This is a genomic window from Chryseobacterium elymi (assembly GCF_003385495.1).
GTDB classification, from domain to species: Bacteria; Bacteroidota; Bacteroidia; order Flavobacteriales; family Weeksellaceae; genus Chryseobacterium; species Chryseobacterium elymi.
In genome coordinates this window covers 159,425-185,260 of sequence record NZ_QNUH01000010.1, presented here as the reverse complement: position 1 = coordinate 185,260, position 25,836 = coordinate 159,425, and the positions used below count along the sequence as shown (strand labels likewise).

Sequence of the window (25,836 nt, the reverse complement as noted above, 5' to 3'; positions counted from 1 at the left end):
TCAGGGTTATGGTCTACAGAAAGTGATTATGCGAGTGACACTACGATTCAGGCATTATTTGAAGCCCAGGTTGAAAGGACTCCGGATCATATTGCCGTAGTATATCAGGATGTAAGGATGTCTTACCGTGAGCTTAATGATCGTTCGAACCGTCTGGCTCATTACCTTATTGACACTTACGACCTTCAGCCTGATGACCTTGTTCCATTATGTTTAGAACGTTCAGAAGATATGCTGACAGCTATTCTGGGAGTTTTAAAAGCAGGCGGAGCGTATGTTCCTATGGATCCATCGTATCCTGTAGAAAGAATCCGTCATATCCTTGAAGATACCGGGGCAAAAATAGTCCTGGCCCATAGCATTGCAGCATCAACGGTTCAGGAAGCGTGCAGCGGAATTGATACCTCAGTACTGGTGCTGAATGATGCAGAACTGGGAAGAAACCTTGCCAAAAGCAGCGCCTCCAATCCGGTTACCCTGGTAGGTCCTGACCATCTGGCTTATGTGATCTACACAAGTGGAACCACAGGAATGCCAAAAGGTGTAATGCAGATTCACCGAAACGTAGCACGTTTGTTTAGCGCTACCGATCACTGGTATCATTTCAATGACCAGGATGTATGGAGTTTATTCCATTCCTATGTGTTTGACTTTAGTGTATGGGAGATCTGGGGCGCCTTTTTCTACGGCGGAAAACTATTGGTACCGTCCTCAGAACAAACCAAAGACACGAATTTATTCTTCAGTTTATGTCTGAAAGAAGGTCTTACGGTGCTCAACCAGACGCCAACCGCTTTCTATCAGTTTATCGATACCGCTCTTCAGCGTGGAGAAGATTTAAGCAGTCTTCGCTATGTTATATTCGGAGGAGAAGCTTTAAACCTGGCCTCCTTAAAACCTTGGTATGAACGTTACCGTTCCGCACCAACCCTCATCAACATGTATGGTATTACAGAGACCACGGTCCATGTAACCTATAAGAAGCTGAGTGTAGAAGACTTAGACAGAGCATCTCTGATCGGAGAGAATATTCCGGATCAGGGGATGTATATTTTAGATAACCATCTTCGGGCAGTTCCTATCGGAGCTGTAGGAGAATTGTATGTAGGAGGATCCGGAATTGCACGGGGCTATTTAAACAGGCCGGAATTAACAGCTGAACGTTTCATATCGAACCCTTTCCAGACTTTGGAAGAGAAAGCTTCAGGTAAGAACGGGATCCTGTATAAAACGGGAGACCTTGTCCGCTATCTTTCCGATGGCGAATTAGAATACATTGGTAGAAATGATTTCCAGGTCAAGATCCGAGGTTACAGGATAGAATTAGGAGAGATCGAAAACAGATTACAGGAATATCCTGAAGTTAAACAATCTGTAGTCTTGGCTAAAGAAAACAAAGCGGGGATGAAATACCTTGTAGGGTATTATGTATCAGATACTTCTATAGATATCGGTCATCTTACGTCTTTCTTGTCGGAAGCCTTACCGGAATATATGGTTCCTGCTGCGTTTGTCCATTTAACCTCCTTACCATTAACGATTAATGGAAAACTAGATAGGAGACAACTACCTGAGCCTGAGTTTACGGGAGGCAGAGAATACACGGCACCAGAGAATGAGTTGCAGGAAAGACTGTGTCAGATCTATGGAGAAGTTCTGGGTCTGGATGCAGGAACAATCGGAATCAATGACGATTTCTTCAGATTAGGGGGAGATAGTATCATCAGCATACAGCTTGTCAGCAGAATACGGCAACGTCTGGATATAAGAGTAAGTGTTAAAGATGTCTTTACTTCAAGATCCGTATTGAAGCTTTCTGAGCTGATCGAGATCAAAGAAAAAGAAGAGCAGACCCATATTCTGACAGAGCAGGGAATGTTGACAGGAGAATTACCCTTCCTTCCTATCCAGGAATGGTTCTTTGATTTGGTAGAACAGGGATATGTAGGAGACCTTAACCATTGGAATCAGTCCTTCTTGATTAAAGTTCCTGAGTTAAGTGCAGGATTACTGGAAGAGAGTGTGAGATTGCTCATTGAAAGACATGATGCATTCAGGATTTATTATCCAAAAGAAAAAGGAGCTTACACCCAGCAGTACGGAATAGAAACAATATCGGATATCAATTATCTGGATGTGTCAGAAAGCACATCAGAAGATCTTCCGGGAATATTGACGGAATGGCAGGCACAATTTAATATAGAAAAAGGGCCATTATTCCAGATAGGATATATTAAGGGGTATGAAGACGGAAGTGCAAGAATCTTCTTTGCTCTTCATCACCTGATTATTGATGCGGTAAGCTGGAGAATTGTTACCGAAGATCTTAAGAATATATATCAGACTCTTGAGAAAGGAAATAAAGTTGAAACACCTGTAAAAGGAAGTAGTTACCGTCAGTGGATTGAAGCAGTAAAAGGATACAAACAAGATAACCCGGCGTCCAGAGAAGAGGAACTTACTTATTGGAACAACACTGTTGATACTGTAGGACAAAGTAATAATGCCCTGGCAGAATTATCTTCTTCTGAATATCATTTTGCCAATCTTATGTTGGATCATGGATATACAGAGAAATTAATCAGAGAAGTACATCACGTCTATCATACACAGATTAATGACTTGCTATTGTCAGCCCTTGCTTCTGCTCTTTCAGATCTTACGGGAGAATCCCGACATGCTGTCCTTCTTGAAGGGCACGGTCGTGAAGATGTTTTCAATAATCTTGATATTACAGAAACTGTAGGATGGTTTACTTCTATGTATCCATTATTACTGGAAACAGGTAATGATGTAAAAGACACGGCTATTCTGACCAAAGAATCGTTGAGAAGTATTCCAAACAATGGAATTGGTTACGGCAGTCTTGTAGGCTATACAAAACATGCTCTTCCAAAAATTAGTTTCAACTATCTTGGACAGCTTGACCAGGAGGAAAGTACCGAAGAAAAAACATGGTTTATTTCCGGAGAAAATAGCGGAAGTTCCATGGGAAGTCAAAACCATGATAGCTATATTATCAGCATAAACGGGGCAATTGCAGATGGTCAGCTTCGTTTTGGACTCTCAGGATATCTGTCACAAGATCAGATCAATCTGCTGACAGAAAGATTTAAAGAATATATAAAACAGACGGTTGATGAACTTCTGGCAGAAAACAGAAGCTGGCTCACTCCATCAGATACAGAAAATATTGTTGGGAAAGAACAGCTGATGTATATTCAGGAGTCAGGAGCCGTTGAAGGAGTATATCTTGCCAACAGTTTGCAGGAAGGATTTGTATACCATGCACTTAACCAGGGAGATAAAGATGATGCCTACAGAGTACAGCTGGTATGGGATTATAAGGCCGGAATGGATTTGAATAAGCTTAAAGATGCATGGGTATACACGCAGGAACAACTTCCTACCTTACGATTAAGATTTGACTGGAGTGAAGAGATTGTTCAGATTATCGATAAGAAAGGAAACCTGGACTGGCGTTATCATGATATCAGTGAGATGAACGATGAAGATCAGGAAAACCTGGTCAAAGAAATGACTCAAAAAGACCGTTTCGAAGTATACGACTTATCTAAAGGAAGCCTCTTCAGAGCATATATTTTCAAACGTTCAGAAAACCATTATAGCTGTCTCTTCAGTAATCATCATGCCATTCTTGATGGGTGGAGTATGCCTATATTCCTGACACTTATTCATGAGGCCTATCTTAAACTTGTTAAAGGACAGGAGCTTTTACCTGTTCCGGATAAAGCGTACGCCGAAGCTCAGAAATACCTTCAGGAAAACAAGGACAGTAACAGCAGTTTCTGGAAAGATTATATGGGACTTCTGGAAGATCGTGAAGATTTGGGAAGCCTAATCAAGGAATCTCAAAAACAGATTGACCTTTCAGAGTATAAGCAAATAGTAGATCACCGTTCGATAAAAATGTCGATAGTCGGTGAACAGTATCAGGAACTGAAGAAATTTACATCCGAAAACGGATTTACAATCAATGCTGTACTTCAGTATTTATGGCATAAACAGCTTGGTATCTACAGTGGAGGATCCACAACGGTAGTAGGAACTACGGTATCCGGACGAAGCTTACCGGTGGATGAAATAGAATCCTCTGTAGGACTTTATATTAATACTTTACCTCTTATTGTGAACCATACAGAAGGTAAAGTGGTAGATATTATATCTGAGATTCAGCATAGAATCAGTGAGCTGAATACCCACAGCAGTGTAAACCTGGCCAGCCTTCAGCATGATGGACGCCGAATTTTCAGCAGCTTATTTGTATATGAAAACTATCCTGCTCCAAAAGGAGGAGAAGACAATGAGCTATCATTTGTCTTTAAAGGTTCAGTAGAGCGACTCGACTATCCATTAGGAATAGTGGCTTACGAAACCGGGGAGGAAGTGACGTTAAATATCAGTTATGAAGGATTTTTGTTCGATGAGAAGATGATCAATCAACTGATCAGAGGAATGAATACTGTTTTAGAACAGATTCTTGAAAATTCTGAAATTTCATCTGATCAATTATATTACCTGACCAAAGAACAGTACACTCAGCTCTCAGGGTTATGGTCTACAGAAAGTGATTATGCGAGTGACACTACGATTCAGGCATTATTTGAAGCCCAGGTTGAAAGGACTCCGGATCATATTGCCGTAGTATATCAGGATGTAAGGATGTCTTACCGTGAGCTTAATGATCGTTCGAACCGTCTGGCTCATTACCTTATTGACACTTACGACCTTCAGCCTGATGACCTTGTTCCATTATGTTTAGAACGTTCAGAAGATATGCTGACAGCTATTCTGGGAGTTTTAAAAGCAGGCGGAGCGTATGTTCCTATGGATCCATCGTATCCTGTAGAAAGAATCCGTCATATCCTTGAAGATACCGGGGCAAAAATAGTCCTGGCCCATAGCATTGCAGCATCAACGGTTCAGGAAGCGTGCAGCGGAATTGATACCTCAGTACTGGTGCTGAATGATGCAGAACTGGGAAGAAACCTTGCCAAAAGCAGCGCCTCCAATCCGGTTACCCTGGTAGGTCCTGACCATCTGGCTTATGTGATCTACACAAGTGGAACCACAGGAATGCCAAAAGGTGTAATGCAGATTCACCGAAACGTAGCACGTTTGTTTAGCGCTACCGATCACTGGTATCATTTCAATGACCAGGATGTATGGAGTTTATTCCATTCCTATGTGTTTGACTTTAGTGTATGGGAGATCTGGGGCGCCTTTTTCTACGGCGGAAAACTATTGGTACCGTCCTCAGAACAAACCAAAGACACGAATTTATTCTTCAGTTTATGTCTGAAAGAAGGTCTTACGGTGCTCAACCAGACGCCAACCGCTTTCTATCAGTTTATCGATATCGCTCTTCAGCGTGGAGAAGATTTAAGCAGTCTTCGCTATGTTATATTCGGAGGAGAAGCTTTAAACCTGGCCTCCTTAAAACCTTGGTATGAACGTTACCGTTCCGCACCAACCCTCATCAACATGTATGGTATTACAGAGACCACGGTCCATGTAACCTATAAGAAGCTGAGTGTAGAAGACTTAGACAGAGCATCTCTGATCGGAGAGAATATTCCGGATCAGGGGATGTATATTTTAGATAACCATCTTCGGGCAGTTCCTATCGGAGCTGTAGGAGAATTGTATGTAGGAGGATCCGGAATTGCACGGGGCTATTTAAACAGGCCGGAATTAACAGCTGAACGTTTCATATCGAACCCTTTCCAGACTTTGGAAGAGAAAGCTTCAGGTAAGAACGGGATCCTGTATAAAACGGGAGACCTTGTCCGCTATCTTTCCGATGGCGAATTAGAATACATTGGTAGAAATGATTTCCAGGTCAAGATCCGAGGTTACAGGATAGAATTAGGAGAGATCGAAAACAGATTACAGGAATATCCTGAAGTTAAACAATCTGTAGTCTTGGCTAAAGAAAACAAAGCGGGGATGAAATACCTTGTAGGGTATTATGTATCAGATACTTCTATAGATATCGGTCATCTTACGTCTTTCTTGTCGGAAGCCTTACCGGAATATATGGTTCCTGCTGCGTTTGTCCATTTAACCTCCTTACCATTAACGATTAATGGAAAACTAGATAGGAGACAACTACCTGAGCCTGAGTTTACGGGAGGCAGAGAATACACGGCACCAGAGAATGAGTTGCAGGAAAGACTGTGTCAGATCTATGGAGAAGTTCTGGGTCTGGATGCAGGAACAATCGGAATCAATGATGATTTCTTCAGCCTTGGAGGAAACAGTATCATGGCGATAAAATTGATTAGTGGTATCAAACGTATGTTGAATACTCAGGTGGGAGTTGCTGTAATATTTGGTAATAAAACAGTAGCCTCACTTTCAAACGCATTAGCCAATCAGAATAATGAAGAGCAGGTAAGTATTACCCCTGTAAAAGTCAATTCTCCGGAAGAACAGAGGTTATCCTTTGCCCAGGAAAGACTTTGGTTTATAGAAACCTATGAAGGAGGAAGTAGTGCCTATAATATTCCGATGACTGTTCGTCTTAATGAGAAGACAGATATTTCGGCCCTTTGCAAAGCGCTGGAAACGATCGTAATGCGTCATGAAGTTTTACGAAGTATGATCCTTTCTACAGAGGAAGGCAAGGGCTATCAGCTGGTGACAGATCGTGTTCCGGAAATGCATATGCATCATGTAGAAACAAGAACGGAACTTGATGAGGAGATCAACAGAATTTCAAATAAGGTTTTCCGTCTGGATGAAGAACTTCCTATAGAAGTTAATATTTTCAGGTTAGGAGGTAATCATTACCTGTCAGTGGTCATCCATCACATTGCTTTTGATGGTTGGTCTACCGATATATTCTTACAGGAAATACAGACGGCTTACGAAGCTCTTATCAATGGAAAATCACCTCAGCTTCCGGAATTAAAGATTCAATATAAAGACTTTGCTTTATGGCAGAGAAATTATCTGACGGGGGATCGATTGAATAGCCAGCTTGGATATTGGAAAAGTAAACTTGATGATTTCCAGAATCTTAACTTGCCGGTAGATTTCAAAAGACCGCCTCAGGTATCCTACGAAGGAGAAACTATTAATTTTACGGTAGATCCAAAAGTTGCCCAAAGCCTTAGAAACACATCCAGAAAACTGGGCGTGAGTTTATACAGTGTTATGCTGGGTGGATATTACCTGATGCTTTCTGCGTACTCAGGACAGGATGATATTGTAGTGGGAAGCCCTATTGCCAACCGTCATCATGCAGGACTTGAAGATATCATCGGTTTCTTTGTCAATACCCTTGCATTAAGAGAAAATATTGACCCGGAACAAAGTCTCAGAGACTTTATTCTTCGGGTATCAAAATCTGTGACAGAAGCTCAGTCTCATCAGGATCTTCCATTTGAGAAGCTGGTGGAAGAATTGGGAGTAGAACAGGATACATCCAGACATCCTGTCTTCCAGGTGATGTTTGGTCTTCAGAGTTTTGGTAGAGATACTGGTAATGGAGAAGCTTTATTTTCTCCTTTCGATGGAGAAGTAGACTATCAGATAGCGAAGTTTGATTTGACGACTATGATTGATGATGGTGAAGAAACCATCCGTGGAATGTTCAATTATGGCAAAACTATTTTCGCTAGAGAAACTGTCAATAATATGATCGGTTCCTATCAGTATATTCTTGAACAGGCTTTTGGTGTTCATGAGCATACACTTGAAAATGTTAAGCTTTGTGACCTTTCTCTAATACCTGCAGATATTCATAAAAAAATAACTGAGGACTGGAATACTACAGCCTCTGCATATGGGGAAGAAACCATTCATAAGCTATTTGAAAATCAGGTTTCAAAGACTCCGGATCATATCGCTTTGGTATACCAGAATGTTCACTTATCCTACAGAGAATTAAATAACAGGGCAAATCGTCTGGCGAATTACCTTATAGGAACTTACAACATTCAACCTGACGATATTATTCCTCTGTGTTTAGAGCGCTCTGAGAATATGCTGATTGCAATGTTGGGAGTTTTGAAATCGGGAGCCGCCTATGTACCGATGGATCCGTCTTATCCGGTGGACAGAATAGAACATATCCTTCAGGATACAGGAGCAAGATTGATTCTTGGTCAGGAAAGTACAACAGAAAAAGTACAAAATCTGGCTGTAGAATCTATTTCCTTAGATGATATTTCCTTTAAAGCACAGCTTGAAATAACAGGTTCAAATAATCCAGCCACTTCAGTTACATCTGAAAACCTGGCCTATGTCATCTACACCAGTGGAACAACAGGGCTTCCGAAAGGAGTAATGGTAGAACATAGAAATGTAGCTAACTTAATACAACAGGAGGCTAAAGAATTCGGATTGATCTCTGACGGGCTTAAAAACTGTCTTTGGTATGCGAATTATGTTTTTGATGCTCATGTATGGGAATTGTACCCTGTTATTACTCACGGTCATAGTATCTACCTTTTAGATAAAGAAAAACAGACCGATATTGCCGCTCTACAACAGTATATAAGTATAAATAACATCAGTATTGCGACGATACCACCTGTTCTTTTGACTAAAGAATATATTTTACCATTAGAAAAGCTTGTCGTAGCCGGAGATGTAACCAATCCACAGCTCATGGCTCTTTATCAGGCTAAAGGAGTGGATATTATTAATGCTTACGGTCCGACTGAAGGAACAGTTTGTGCAACGTTGCACCACTATAATGAAGATGGGAATCCGTTGAATATCGGAGGGCCTATCGGAAATATGACAGCTTATGTGCTGGATAATCATTTCCGTCCGGTTCCTGTGGGAGCAGTAGGTGAGCTTTATATCGGAGGGGCAGGTATTGCCAGAGGTTATTTAAACAGACAGGAGCTTACTAAAGAACGTTTCTTGGATAGTCCATTCCAGACTTTATCCCAAAAGGCTAGAGACGAAAACGGGAGATTATATAAGACAGGCGATTTAGTGCGTTGGTTAGCTAACGGTGAGCTTGAATATATTGGAAGAAATGACTTCCAGGTGAAGATTCGAGGATACAGAATCGAGTTAGGTGAGATTGAAAATACATTACTTCATTACCCGGGTATCCATCAAGTAGCTGTTCTGGCTAAAGAAAATAAAGCAGGATTAAAATACCTTGCAGGATATTATGTTTCAGATTCAGCGATTGATTCCAATCTCCTTTCTGAACATCTTTCCGCAAGTTTACCGGAATATATGGTACCAAGTTCTTTTATTCATTTAACAGCCTTGCCATTAACGATCAATGGAAAACTGGACAGAAAACAGCTTCCGGAACCTGAGTTCACGGGAGGTAAAGATTATATTGCTCCAAAAACCGATCTTCAGGTTAAATTGTGCCAGATCTATGGTGATGTTTTGGGTCTTGATGCTAAAGGTATCAGTATCGAAGACGATTTCTTCCGTTTAGGAGGAGACAGTATCATCAGTATTCAGCTGGTAGGACGAATCAGACAGCAACTGGATATAAGACTAAGTGTTAAAGAAGTATTTACGGCCAGAACTGCTGCTGCTTTGTCTTTACTTATCGAAGAGAAAAGTCAAAATGAAGCAATCCATATTTTGGCAGAACAAGGAATATTGGAAGGAGAAATTTCATTACTTCCAATCCAGGAATGGTTCTTCAGTCAGAAAGAATTAGGATATTTGGTAGACTTCAATCATTGGAACCAGGCCTTCCTGATCAATGTACCTCAGCTAAATAAGGAACTTTTGGAGAAAAGCGTCCGCCTGCTCATTGAAAAACATGATGCATTTAGAATCCATTATCCAAAAGAAAATGGAATGTATTCCCAGCAATATGGATTAGAAGCTACTCCGGAAATCAACTATCTTGATACTTCAGGGAAGACAATGGAGGAGCTTTCCCAGCTCTTTACCCAGTGGCATGCCCAGTTTGATATAGAAAAAGGACCATTGTATCGTATTGCGTATATAACAGGATATGAAGATGGAAGCACCAGAATCTTCTTTGCATTCCATCACCTGATCATCGATACAGTAAGCTGGAGAATCATTACCGATGACTTAAAGAACATATATCAGACTCTTGAAAGAGGAGAAGACTTTAAAGCAGCCCAAAAAGGAAGCAGCTACCGTCAATGGGTGGATGCTGTAAAAGGATATAAAAAAGAAACTCCGGAATCCAGAGATAAAGAACTTGCTTACTGGAATAAAACGACAGAAATAGTCCATGGAATTAATAAAACATTGGAGGCTATTTCTATACCGGAAAGCAACCATGATGTTCTTCTTTTAGATAAAGAAAATACAGAAAAGCTTATCAGAGGTAGCCATCATGTATATCAGACAAGGATTAATGATCTGCTATTATCGGCATTAGCTTCAGCCCTTACAGAGCTTACAGGAGAATCCCGTCATGCGGTTTTACTGGAAAGCCATGGGCGTGAAGATGTCTTCCCTCACTTAGACATTACAGAAACACTGGGATGGTTCACTTCAATGTATCCGTTATTACTGGAAACTGGAGAAAACCTCAATGATACGGTAGTATTGACTAAAGAGGCATTAAGAAGCATTCCGGATAATGGGATTGGTTATGGAAGCCTTGTGGGATATACACAATATGAACTTCCCAAAATAAGCTTCAACTATCTTGGACAGCTTGACCAGGAAGACAGTTCTGCTGAAAAAACATGGTTTATTGCAGCGGAAGACAGTGGACTTTCTATCGGAACATCCAATAAAGAAAGCTATATCATAGGAATTAATGGTGCTGTTGTAGACGGTCAGCTTCGCTTCAGTGTTTCCGCACATCTTCCTCAGGATCAGGTGAAACAGGTTACTCAGAAGTTTAAAGAGTATATTATTGATATTATAGACGAACTTTCTAAAAATACACGAAGCTTCCTTACCCCTTCAGATATAGAGAACATTGTAAACAAAGAACAACTTGACGCTATCCAGGAAAATGGAGAAGTGGAAGGAGTATTCTTGGCTAACAGTTTACAGGAAGGGTTTGTATATCATGCTCTAAAACAGGGGGATACGGATGATGCGTACCGGGTGCAGCTGATTTGGGATTATATGTCTGAAATGAATGTTGAAACGCTTAAAAAAGCATGGTTCTATACTCAACAACAGTTCCCGGCATTGAGGCTCAGATTCAACTGGAGTGGAGAGATTGTTCAGATTATCGACAAGGAAAGCCCACTTGACTGGAGATTTGAGGATCTAAGTGGAATGGAGGAGGTCCAACAGGAAGAATTGATCCGCGATCGCACTCAGAAAGACCGTTTTGAAGTATATGACCTGTCAAAAGGAGGCCTATTCAGAATATACCTGTTTAAGCGTTCAGAAAAACATTATACATGCCTCTTCAGTAATCACCATGCTGTTTTGGATGGATGGAGTATGCCGATCGTGCTCAAAAACATCCATGATATCTATCTGAATCTTATTAAAAAACAGGATCCGGACTTTGTGCTGGATCATGCCTATATCAATACTCAGAAATATCTTCAGCAACATAAAGACAGCAGCCGAAGTTTCTGGAATAGCTATATGAGTCTGCTTCAGGATCAGGAAGATTTAAGCAGTTTGATGAAGGAATCTCAAAGGCATATTGACCTTGGAACCTACCGTCAGATACAGGATCATCAGTTTGTAAAAATAACGTTGGCAGATGATCAGTACCAACAACTGAAAAAATTCACTACCAAAAATGGATTTACGGTGAATGCTGTTCTGCAATATCTGTGGCATAGCCAGCTTGGTATGCATAGTGGAGTAGAAACAACGGTGGTAGGAACTACAGTCTCCGGAAGAAACCTTCCTGTTGATGACATAGAATCATCTGTCGGGCTGTTTATTAATACGCTTCCACTCATTGTAGAACATACAGAAGGTAAAGTGGTTGATATCATTTCTGATATCCAGCATAGAATCAGTGAGCTCAATACACACAGTGACGTTAGCCTTGGTGAGCTTCATCAGGATTCACGACGTATTTTCAGCAGTTTATTTGTGTATGAGAACTATCCGGTGCCGGCAGGAGGAGATGATAGTAATGTATTAGGATTTGTTTTCAAAGATTCTGTAGAAAAATTGGATTATCCGCTGGGAATAATGGCTTACGAACAGGGAGACAGCGTAACGGTGAAAATCAATTACGAAGGAGTTCTTTTTGAACAAAAGACCATGGAGCAGCTGATGGAAGGTATGAAGTCTGTTTTAGGGCAGATATTAGAAAACTGGGAGATTACTTCAGACCAGCTTTCATATGTTTCGGAAAATCAGTTGAACCTAATAGAATCCTGGAACAATACAGTTTCTGATTTTTCTTCAGATAAAACGATTCATGAACTGTTTGAAAACCAGGTTTCAAAAACTCCTGATCACATTGCATTGGTATACCAGAATGTTAAGTTATCCTATAGTGAGCTGAACAATAGAGCTAATCGACTGGCCAATTATCTGATAAGGACTTATGATCTTCAGCCAGATGAGCTGGTCCCATTATGTTTGGAAAGATCGGAACATATGCTTATAGCAATATTAGCTGTATTAAAGGCCGGAGCCGCTTATGTACCAATGGACCCTTCATATCCTGCAGACAGGATAGAGCATATTCTTCATGATACGGGAGCAAAACTGGTTCTTGGAGATGAAGAAACAATAGACAGGGTACAGAAGATGGATGTAGATGCCATTTCCCTGGATCAGATTGCTTTCCAGGATGAGGTTAAGAGAGAATCTTCGGAAGCTCCCGTTACTACAGTCACATCCGATAATCTGGCTTATGTTATTTATACCAGTGGAACAACAGGGCTTCCCAAAGGAGTAATGATAGAACACAGAAATGTAGCCAACCTAATAGAACAGGAAGCTAAAGAATTTGGATTGAAATCTGATGGAACGATCCAAAAAAACTGCCTGTGGTACGCGAGCTATGTATTCGATGCCCATGTATGGGAACTGTATCCTGTAATTACTCATGGGCACAGCATCTTTTTACTGGAAAAAGAAAAAAGAATTGATCTTTCCGAGTTACAGGAGTATATAGAAGAAAATAATATCAGTATAGCGACTATTTCGCCAATTCTTTTGACGGATGAGTATATTCTTCCTTTAGAGAAACTTGTAGTGGCCGGAGATGTAACGAGCCCTCAGGTAATGGCTCTGTATAAAGAACATGGAGTAGATATTATCAATGCCTACGGCCCAACCGAAGGAACAGTATGTGCCACATTACACCATTATAACGAAGATGGTAATCCATTGAATATTGGAAAAGCCATCGGAAATATGACAGCTTATGTATTGGATAAGAATCTTCGCCAGGTTCCTGTAGGGGTAATAGGAGAACTTTATATCGGTGGAGCAGGTATTGCCAGAGGGTATTTAAACAGACCGGAACTTACGGAAGAACGCTTTATGCTGAACCTTTTCCAGACTGCAGAGCAGAAGGAAAGAGGTGAAAACGGACGATTATATAAAACCGGTGATTTAGTACGTTGGTTATCTCATGGAGAATTAGAATATATTGGAAGAAATGACTTCCAGGTAAAAATCCGTGGGTACAGAATTGAACTTGGAGAAATTGAAAATAGATTGCTTCAGTATCCTGATATCCGTCAGGCGGCAGTATTGGCAAAAGAGAATATCGGAGAGATGAAATATCTGGCGGCATATTATGTGTCAAATTCATCGGTAGATCCAAGTCTGCTTTTTGATTTCCTATCGGAATCCCTTCCGGATTATATGTTGCCAAGTGCTTTTGTGCATTTGACTGTTTTACCATTAACGATCAATGGGAAATTAGATAGAAAACAGCTTCCGGAACCTGATTTTACAAGGAATAAAAAATATATCATTCCAGAAAATGAATTACAGGCTAAACTGTGTCAGATCTATGGTGAAGTACTGAAAATTGATCCGGATGGAATAAGCATCCATGATGATTTCTTCAGACTTGGAGGAAACAGTATCATGGCCATAAAACTGATTGGAAAATTTAAGCAAGAATTAAAACTGCAGGTGGGAGTTGCTGAGGTTTTCAGCCATAAAACGGTTGCTTCTCTTTCAGCTGTTTTAGCAGATAAAAATAAGGTGGGTGAACAGATTATAATTACCCCTGTAAAGGTAGACTCTCCGGAAAAACAAAGATTATCTTTTGCTCAGGAAAGACTATGGTTTATAGAGTCTTATGAGGGAGGCAGCAGTGCTTATAATATTCCTATTACGACAATGTTGGATAAGGATATACAACTTGATCTTCTTCAAAAGTCTCTGGAAAAGGTGATCATGCGTCATGAAGTGCTACGTTCAATGATCCGAACCACAGAAGAAGGGGTAGGTTATCAGGTGGTTACAGATCTTATTCCGGAATTTAAAATCACAGAAGTAAAAACGAGAGAGGAATTAGAGCAGAACATAAACAGATGTGCCAATAAAGTATTCCGTGTGGAGGAAGAACTTCCTATAGCAGTAAACGTATTTACTTTAGACAGTAATCATTACCTGTCTGTTGTAGTTCATCATATTGCTTTTGATGGATGGTCTACAGATGTATTCCTGAAAGAGCTTGCAACCATTTATTATAAGCTGTCTGGTAGAGAAATAGCTGAACTTCCTGTGGTGAATGTTCAGTACAAAGATTTTGCTCTATGGCAGCGTAATTATCTTGCAGGAGAACGTCTGGACAAGCAGATTGGCTACTGGAAAGACAAGCTTGACGATTTCCAGACATTAGAGTTACCGACAGATTTCAAGAGACCTTCCCAAATATCTTATGAAGGAGAAAATCTATACTTCAACCTGGATGCAGAACGAGGAGAAAAATTGAGAAACCTTTCAAAAGAACTTGGGGTAAGCCTTTACAGTTTGATGCTTGGAGGATATTATCTGATGCTTTCTGCGTATTCAGGACAAGATGATATCGTGGTGGGAAGTCCAATTGCGAACCGCCATCATGCAGGTCTTGAAGACATCATAGGTTTCTTTGTCAATACATTGGCGCTAAGAGAAAATATTGATCCTGAGCAAACCCTTAAAGATTTCATTCTTCGGGTTTCAAAATCGATTACAGAAGCACAGTCTCATCAGGATCTCCCGTTTGAGAAGTTAGTGGAAGAATTAGGAGTAGAGCAGGATACATCCAGACACCCGATTTTCCAGGTGATGTTTGGTCTTCAAAGTTTTGGAGGGGGAGATGCTAAAGTAAATGATGAAGATGTTTTATTCTATCCTTTTGATGGAGAAGTAGACTACCAGGTTGCGAAGTTTGACCTGACGACAATGGTTGATGATCATGGAGGCGATCTCCGGATCATGTTCAATTATGCAAAATCTTTGTTTAGAAAAGATACGATTGTCCGCATGGCTGGGTCTTATCAGCTTCTTTTGGATCAATTAACAGGAATCGATATAAATCATACAAAGGTTTGTGGACTTTCTCTATTGCAGGAAGATGAATATAGAAAAGTAACAGAGAGCTGGAATAATACTCAGGAAGAGTATTCTAAAGAGATGATGATTCATAAGATGTTTGAAAATCAGGCTGAAAAAACTCCGGATGCTGTTGCAGTGGTATATCAGGATATTAAATTATCCTATGGTGAGTTGAATGAAAGGGCCAATCGTTTGGCTAACTATCTTCTTCAAACGTACAATCTGCAGCCAGATGATTTAGTGCCATTATGTCTTGAACGGTCTGAAAATATACTTGTTGCAATTTTAGCTGTATTAAAGACCGGAGCTGCTTATGTACCAATGGATCCATCGTATCCCACAGATAGAATAAAACATATCTTAAAAGATACCGATGCAAAAATAGTCATCGTGCAGGAAAGTAGCAGAAATGAACTTAATAAAATTGATCATGTTGAGGTTATATCCTTAGATGATATTTCTTTCAAAGCGAAACTGGAAATAAAAGATTCTGAAAATCCTGTTACTGAAGTGCATTCAGATAACCTTGCATATGTAATTTATACAAGTGGAACGACAGGGCTTCCTAAAGGGGTTATGATCGAACATAGAGGAGTTATAAATCTTATAAAATCAATGGTAAAGGCACACCGACTTGAAGAATATAAGGAAGTGGGATGCTACTCGAACTATGTATTTGATGCCTTTGTGTACGAAACCTTCCCTGTGCTATGTAATGGAAATACGTTGTGGCTCTACAGCAATGATCTTAGAACTTCTGTGGGTGAGCTTAATGACTATATTAAAGAAAACAATATAGAAGTTTCATTTATACCGCCTGTTTTACTGAGAGGAGTAGTTGACAATGGGACAAATCTGAAATTGATTTTTGCCGGAGGAGAGAGCTTCCCTGCTTTGGATAAAAATATAGAGGATATCATCCTTGTTAATGAATATGGTCCAACCGAGGGAACAGTGTGTACAACGTTACACTATTACAAAGAAGACAGAAATCCGATGAATATTGGTGGTCCAATAGGCAATATGACGACGTATGTATTGGATGATCATATGCGAGCTGTTCCGGTGGGTGCAGTAGGAGAGCTTTACATCGGTGGAGCAGGTATTTCCAGAGGCTATTTAAACAGAGCAGATTTAACCGAAGAACGCTTCATGCCCAACCCATTCCAGACTTTAGGTCAAAAAGCAAGAGGCGAGAATGGGAGACTATATAAAACCGGTGATTTAGTACGTTGGTTATCCAACGGCGAATTAGAATATATTGGTAGAAATGACTTTCAGGTAAAAATCCGGGGCTACAGAATCGAATTAGGCGAGATAGAAAACGGAATTCTTCATTATCCGGGAATCCTTCAGTCAGCGGTGTTGGCTAAAGAAAACAAGGCTGGGTTAAAATATCTGGCAGGTTACTATGTATCAGAATCCGAGATTGATTCTAATTTACTTTCAGAGCATTTATCAGATACCTTACCGGAATATATGGTACCTAGTGCCTTTGTTCATTTGACAGCGTTGCCACTAACGATCAATGGCAAACTGGACCGAAAACAACTCCCGGAACCGGAGTTAACAGGCAGCAAAGATTATATAGCGCCGGAGAGCGATCTGCAAGCAAAGCTATGTCATATCTATGGTGAAGTATTAGGATTAGATCCGGAAACGATCAGTATCGATGATGACTTCTTCAGATTAGGAGGAGACAGTATCATCAGCATTCAGCTGGTAGGAAGAATCAGACAACAACTAGATGTAAGATTAAGTGTTAAAGAAGTCTTTACTGCTCGAACAACCACCTCATTGTCTTTACTTATCGAAGATAAAAATAAGAATGAAGGGCCCCATATTTTATCAGAACAAGGCTTATTAGAAGGATCTGTGTCCTTACTCCCTGTTCAGCAGTGGTTCTTCAGCCAAAAAGAATCGGGGTACCTGGCTGATTTTAACCATTGGAATCAAGCTTTTTTAATCAATGTACCAGAGCTAGACAAAGAATTACTAGCAGCCTCCGTAGAACATTTAGTAGAAAGACACGATGCGTTCAGGCTTCATTATCCAAAAGAAAATGGAGTCTATGCCCAGGCCTACGGAAGTAGAGAAATAGAAGCAAGCATCAACTATCTTGATGTTTCAGGACTAAGTAGAGAAGAGTTGTCTAAAACCTTCACTCAGTGGCAGTCTGGTTTTGATATCGAAAACGGTCCATTATACCAGATAGGTTATGTCTATGGTTACGCAGATGGCAGCGCAAGGATATACTTTGCCCTTCATCATTTGATTATTGATGCCGTAAGTTGGAGGATCATTACCGAGGATTTAAAGAATATCTACCATTCCCTGGAAAAAGGAGAAATAGAGAATATTACATCCCACGCCAAAGGGAGCAGTTACCGTCAGTGGGTAGATGCTATAAAAGCTTATAAAACAGAGAGGCCGGAATCCAGAGCTCAGGAATTATTGTACTGGAATACAGCCGCAGAAACGGTAGATGCGAATAACCAGTCATTAAACCCTTTCATTGGCTCAGATTATCATCATGGTCATGTGATGCTAAGCAAAGAGATGACCGAATCCCTAATCAGGAAGACCCATCATGCATACCATACCCAGATTAATGATTTGCTTCTCTCAGCCTTATCCCTATCCCTTTCAGCATTGACGGGAGAAGACAGTCATTCCGTATTATTAGAGAGCCATGGGCGGGAAGAGGTCTTTGGTAACCTAGATATTACCGAAACTGTAGGATGGTTTACCACCATGTATCCACTACTATTGAAGAGAGGCAGGGGCCTTACCGATACCGTAGTATTGACCAAAGAATCGTTGAGAAGTATTCCTAACAATGGAATTGGCTATGGTAGTTTAATAGGCTATACAGACCGAGGTCTACCAAAGATCAGCTTCAACTATCTGGGTCAGCTGGACCAAGAAGACGTTTCCGGAGACAAGAGTTGGTTTATTGCCGCGGAAGACAGTGGCTTAGGCGTAGGAAATAATAACCGTGACAGCCACCAGATCAGTATTAATGGGGCTGTTGTAGACGGACAGCTACGATTCGGAATCTCCGGTTATCTTTCAGAAGAACAGATTAATCAGCTATCCGAAGACTTTAAAACCCATCTAGAAGCAATTGTAACTCATCTGTCCCAAGAAACCAGAAGTTACCTTACCCAATCCGATGTAGAGAATATCATCATGCAGGACCAACTTGCAGCCATTCAGACTAAAGGGGAAATAGAAGGAGTATATCTGGCCAACAGCTTACAAGAAGGGTTTGTATACCATGCCTTGAATCAGGGAGATACGGATGATGCGTACAGAGTCCAATTGATGTGGGATTACCATAGTGAAATCAATGCTCATAAACTTGAGGAGTCGTGGAAACTTACCCAGGCTCATTATCCGTCGTTACGAGTTAGATTTGACTGGAATGGTGAAATAGTACAGATTATAGATAAGCAGGGCAAAGTAAACTGGCATTACCAGGACATCAGCAATATGAGTGCAGAAGCTCAGGAAACCCTGATAGGAGAAATAACCCAGAAGGATCGACTTGACGTCTATGACCTAACGAAAGGTAACTTGTTCAGAGTTTATCTTTTCAAACGAGGTGAGAAGCATTACAGCTGTTTATTCAGTAATCACCATGCGATTTTAGATGGCTGGAGTATGCCTATTGTATTGAACAGTGTGCATGATAGCTACCTCCGTCAGATGAAGAATGAGATCCCGGTTTTAGCGACCGATCATGCCTATACCTTAACCCAGCAATATTTACAATCCCATAAAGAAGGGAGTATCGGTTTCTGGAATAAGTATATGAGGTTACTGGAAGATCAGGAAGATTTGAGCAGTTTGATTAAAGAAGACCAAAGACATATTGATTTAGGAACCTACCGTCACATCAAAGACCATCAGCATATAAAAATGATGATAGAAGGTGATAAGTACCACCTGTTGAAAACCTTTACCAAGGACCAAGGGTTTACGGTGAATGCTGTGCTACAATACCTGTGGCATAAGCAGTTGAGCATTTACAGTGGGCTAGGGACAAGTGTGGTAGGAACCACGGTATCTGGAAGAAGCTTACCAGTAGATGGAATAGAATCCTCGGCAGGACTATATATCAATACCTTACCACTGATTGTAACTCATGAAGAAGGAAGGGTTATCGATCATATTTCCGAGATTCAGAACAGAATTAGTGAGCTTAATACCCATAGTGACATTAACCTTGCGGCATTACATCATGACGGACGAAGAATCTTCAGCAGTTTGTTTGTGTATGAAAACTATCCTGTACCGAAAGGAGGAGAAGATAATGAACTAGGCTTTTTGTTCATGGATTCTGTAGAGAAACTTGATTATCCATTGGGAATAATGGCTTCAGAGCAAGGAGAGAGTGTGACATTGAAAATTAATTATGAAGGAGTTCTTTTTAGTAAGCATACTATAGAGCAGCTGATTGAAGGGATGGAAATGCTTTTAGATCAGATCTTGAAAAATCAGAAAATTACTTCAGATAAGCTTCTGTATATTCCAGAAAACCAAATAAAACTGATGCAGGATTGGAATGCTACAGAATCTGTTTATCCATCAGATAAAACTATTCATGAGTTATTCGAAAATCAGGTTGAAAAGACTCCGGATAATACAGCTTTGATATATCAGGATGTAAGGATTTCATATCGTGAGTTGAATAAAAGAGCAAATCGTTTGGCGAACTATCTTATAGAAACGCATGACCTTCAGCCGGATGACCTGGTACCATTATGTTTGGAACGTTCAGAGCATATGCTTATTGCAATTTTAGCAGTATTGAAGGCAGGAGCAGCCTATGTTCCGATGGATTCATCCTATCCTGTAGATAGAATAAAATATATCCTATTGGATACCAGAGCAAAAATTGTACTTGTTCAGGAAGACACAGTAGAGAAGCTACAGGATATAGATGTAGATGTTATCTCTTTAAATGATGTTGCCTTAAAAGGAATCCTTGAAAAAGCAGATGTGGGGAATCCTGTTACAGGAGTTTGCTCAAACAACCTTGCGTATGTTATCTATACCAGCGGAACGACAGGACTCCCAAAAGGAGTAATGATAGAACATACCAGTGTTGTAAATCGTATCGTATGGATGAATGAAACCTATCCTTTGGTACCAACGGATAACATTTTACAGAAAACCCCATATACATTTGATGTTTCAGTTTGGGAATTATTCTGGGCTCATTTTTATGGAGCATGTATAGTATTTGCTCGTCCGGAAGGGCATAAAGATCCCGAATACCTGGCTGAGATAATTCAAAAAGAGAATGTTACTATTATACATTTTGTTCCCTCAATGTTAAGTGCATTTGAAGAAACATTAGATAGTAAAATCACATTGCAGCCTATGATAAAAAGCTTAAGATACATATTCTGCAGTGGCGAGGCATTAACATTAAAACAAGTGCAAGATGCACAAAGATTAATGGGACAAGCGGAAATTCACAATCTTTATGGACCGACGGAGGCAACAGTTGATGTTCTGTATTATGATTGTAATAATAAATCTATCCAAGAAGTACTAATTGGCCGACCAATAACAAATACGAGTGTATATGTGTTAGATAAGTTTCTGCATCCAGTACCTATTGGGGGAGTTGGAGAACTATTCATTGGTGGTGTAGGTGTAGCTCGTGGCTATTTAAACCGACCAGAGTTGACAACTGAACGTTTTATATCCAATCCGTTCCAAAGTGAGAAAGAAAGAAGAGAAGAATATAACGGACGACTGTATAAGACAGGTGATTTGGTAAGATGGATGTCCACTGGTAATATAGAATATTTAGGTAGAAATGACTTTCAGGTGAAGGTCCGTGGTTTCCGAATTGAGCTTGGTGAGATTGAAAATGCTTTGGTAAAACATCCTGATATCCGTCAAGTGGTAGTGGTCGCCAAAGAAAACAACGCAGAAATAAAATATCTTGTTGGTTATTATGTTTCTGATATTGAGTTGAATACTGAAGCGCTCATAGAGTTTCTATCAGAATTCCTTCCGGAATATATGGTACCTGGTATTTTTGTTCATTTAACAGCCTTACCATTAACCATTAATGGAAAGGTTGACAGAAAGCAACTGCCTGAACCTGAATTTAAAAGTAGCAACGCATATGTTGCTATAGAAAATGAGTTGCAGAAAACACTATCTCAAATTTATGAGGAAGTCTTAGGGCTTGCTTCAGAGAATATTAGTATTCATGATGACTTCTTCCGTTTGGGTGGTAACAGTATCATGGCTATTAAGCTGACTAGTAAAATCAAACAGGAACTAGGTATACAAGTAAAAGTAGCGGTGGTGCTTACCCATAAAACGATAGCCTCCTTGGCGAACGCTTTAAGTGTTGAAAATAATATGGATGAACAGATAATCATTACTCCTGTAAAAATTTCTTCTCAGGAAGAGCAGAGATTATCTTTTGCGCAGGAAAGACTTTGGTTTATAGAAACCTATGAAGGAGGTAGTAGTGCCTATAATATCCCAATGACAGTCCTTCTGAGTGAGAAAACAAATATTTCGGTTCTATGCAGAGCCTTTGAAGAAGTAGTAATACGCCACGAAATACTTCGTACAATGATCAGGACTAATAAAGAGGGATTAGGTTATCAGGTCGTTACAGACCTTGTTCCGGAATTTAAAATTACAGAAGTAGAAACGAGAGAGGAGTTAGATGAACGCATAAACAGGTGTGTTAACAAAATCTTCCGTCTTGATGAAGAAATTCCTGTTGATATTAATATATTCAGGTTCCATAATCAACATTATTTGTCGGTTGTGATCCATCATATTGCGTTTGACGGATGGTCTACAGAAGTCTTTTTAAAGGAATTAAGCAGTCTTTATCATGCATTAGTTTTAGGAAAAGCATCTGAGCTTCCTGAATTGAAGATCCAATATAAGGATTTCGCACTGTGGCAACGTCATTATCTTAGTGGAAAACGTTTAGATAACCAGATTGATTATTGGAAAATGAAATTCGATGATTACCAAAGTCTGGATCTGCCAACTGATTTCCATAGGCCGTCTGAAATTTCTTATGAAGGAGAAACCATTAATTTTGATGTCGTTGGAGAAACATCGGAAAGTCTTCGAGAGATTTCGAAAAAACTTGGAGTGAGTTTGTATAGTGTGATGTTGAGTGGATATTATCTGATGCTTTCAGTGTACTCTGGTCAGAAGGATATTGTGGTGGGAACCCCAGTTGCTAACCGTCATCATGCTGGTCTTGAGGATCTTATCGGATTTTTTGTGAATACCCTTGCTTTAAGGGAGAAAATTGATTCAGATCAGACTGTGAAGGATTTTATTCTACAAGTTGCTGGTTCCGTAACGGAAGCGCAATCCCATCAGGATCTTCCATTTGAGAAACTAGTGGAGGAACTTGGAGTAGAACAGGATACCTCAAGACACCCTATTTTTCAGGTGATGTTTGGTCTCCAGAACTTTGGAGGAGGAAATACATCCGGAAATGAAGAAGAAGCAATATTTTACTCTTTCGATGGAGAAATTGACTATCAGGCTGCGAAATTTGACTTGACAACAATGATCAATGATGGGCCAGAAGCAATACAGATAACCTTCAACTATGCTAGATCTCTGTTCAGAAAAGAAACGGTTATTCGTATGGCTGATTCTTATCAATTCCTTCTGAATCAAATAGTAAGAGTTGGTACAGACAATACAAAAATAGGTGAACTTCCTTTGATGGTAGAAGAAGAAAGTATACAGCTAACAGAAATGTGGAATGATACTCAGAAAGAATATCCAGATAAACGCACCATTCACCAGCTTTTTGAAGAACAGGTTGAAAAAACTCCAGATAATATTGCTGTAGTATATCAGGGAACAAAACTATCGTATAGAGAGCTTAATCAAAAAGCAAATTCTTTAGCAAATTATCTGTTAAAGCATTACAATATTCAGTCTGATGACTTGATTCCTTTGTGTATTGACAGATCCGAAAATATGCTTATAGCTATTTTGGCCGTATTAAAAACAGGAGCGGCTTATGTGCCGATGGATCCATCATATCCTGTAGGCAGAATAAAACATATTCTGGAGGATACTCGTGCGGGAGTTGTATTGTGTAACGAGAATTATGAAAGTCTTCTGCTTAACCTGATGGATAGCAAGGAGATGAAGATTTTTACTTTAGAAAACCATAAAATACAACAAGAAACCGGAGAAGGTAATTACACAAATCCAATGACAGCTGTTACAGCCAATAACCTGGCTTACGTAATATATACCAGCGGAACCACAGGAAAGCCAAAAGGGGTAATGATTGAGCATACAAGTGTAAACAGATTGATAAAGAATACAAACTATATTTCTATTCAGGAAACAGACAGAATTCTGAGCCTGTCCAGCTTTGTATTTGATGCTTCAATCTTTGATATTTTCGGGGCGTTGTACAATGGAGCCTCTTTAATAATACAACCAGCTGATACATTATTAGATATTGATAGTTTGGGTCAGGTAATTATAGAGGAGAATGTTTCCATATTTTTCGTTACAACGGCATTATTCAATTCCCTTGTAGACGAGGGTGGAGATTGGTTGTCGGGACTGAAATATATTTTATTCGGAGGTGAAAAGGTGTCCGTATTCCATGTAGATAAATTTAAATCTAAATACAATCACGTTCAGCTATTGCACGTATATGGACCAACAGAGACTACCACATTTGCATCAGCTTATGTTGTTGATAAACAAAAAATTAAAGAGTTTGTAACAATACCGATTGGCCGTCCTATCAGCAACACTTCCACTTACGTCCTGGATTCTCAATTAAGGCCGGTTCCTTTGGGAGCGGTAGGAGAGCTTTATATTGGAGGATCGGGTACTGCAAGAGGTTATCTGAACAGTCCGGAAATGACACAGGAACGTTTTATAAATAACCCTTTCCAGACATCAATCCAAAAGGAAAACGGTTATAATAGCCATATTTATAAAACAGGAGATTTAGTACGATTTCTTCCTGATGGAAACATTGAATATATAGGACGAAATGACTTCCAGGTGAAGATTCGTGGATATAGAATTGAACTTGGAGAAATTGAAAACAGATTACTTCAGTATCCAGTTGTGAAGCAGGCCGTAGTTCTTGCTAAAGAAAATAAAGGAGGAATGAAATATCTTGTTGGATACTATGTTTCAGATCCGGTTATAGATCCGCACGTGATCTCGAAATTCCTGTCAGAAACACTTCCGGATTATATGATTCCGAATGTGTATATGCATCTGGAGCGTCTTCCCTTGACCATCAACGGAAAAATAGATAGAAGACACCTTCCTGAGCCTGAATTTATTGGAGTATCAGAATATGCAGCTCCTGAAAATGAGCTACAAAGAAAACTGGCCGGTATTTATGGAGATGTATTAGGATTAGATAAGGCAAGTATCAGTATTCATGATGATTTCTTCAAATTAGGAGGAAACAGTATCATGGCTATTAGGCTGATCAGCAAAATACGACAGCAGTTGGATGTTCAGATCAAAATTGTAGAACTATTCAAGGAAAAAACGATAAGCAAGCTTTCTACAACTATTATGAGCTATGAGAAGGAATATAAGCCGATCGTTGCCTTTAATCAAGGAAATAACAATCCTAAAATGTTCTTAATACATCCGGGAAATGGAGGCTGTGAAGTCTATCAGTCATTGGCAGAACAATTGGAAACAGGCTATGACTGTTATGGAGTAGACTCTTATAACTTATACAATGAAGAGAAAATTAATAATCTGAAGGCGCTGGCCAATTATTATCTGGATCACATTGATCATGTACAGACGGAAAGTCAGCAAGAGGAATATATCTTATTGGGATGGTCTCTAGGTGGAAATATTGCCCTGGAGATTGCTTCGGAACTTGAAAACAGAGGTCACCAGAAAATTACGGTTTATTTGCTGGACACTATTTTTTATGCTTCAGATCATAAACTGGTAGAATACCTTGCATTCCCAACAGATGAAGAATTGAGTCAGAAGTTGAATGTTGCTGTTGATGACAGTCATTTTACAGCGACTAAAAACTTTATGTCGGCAGAATATTCTATTGTTAAAGAAAATATTTCTAATAATCTTAGCTCTACAAAGGTAGTTTTGTTCAAAGCAATGCTTGAAGGAGAAACTCTTGATCAATCATTTAATACTCATATAAAAGGGTCAACTTATAATAATGTAGATTCAATTATTGAAAACAGTGATTTGTTATCGGTTTATCCTATTAATGCAGCCCATCATACGATGCTGGAACAGAAAGAACAAATCATTGACCTTATCCACAAAACAGCTTCCAACAAATAAAAAAAACAGGGGAGATTTATTGAGGTCTCCTCTGTTTTTAAATCA

General features: G+C 39.7%; 1 protein-coding gene. It reads left to right on the top strand.

Translation table 11 applies throughout. The annotated features are described in order from the left end of the window. Positions 1-25,791 (top strand): non-ribosomal peptide synthase/polyketide synthase (locus DRF60_RS13290; protein WP_116012507.1); only part of this gene is annotated, 25,791 nt, incomplete at its 5' end. Positions 25,792-25,836: the final 45 nt, after the last annotated feature.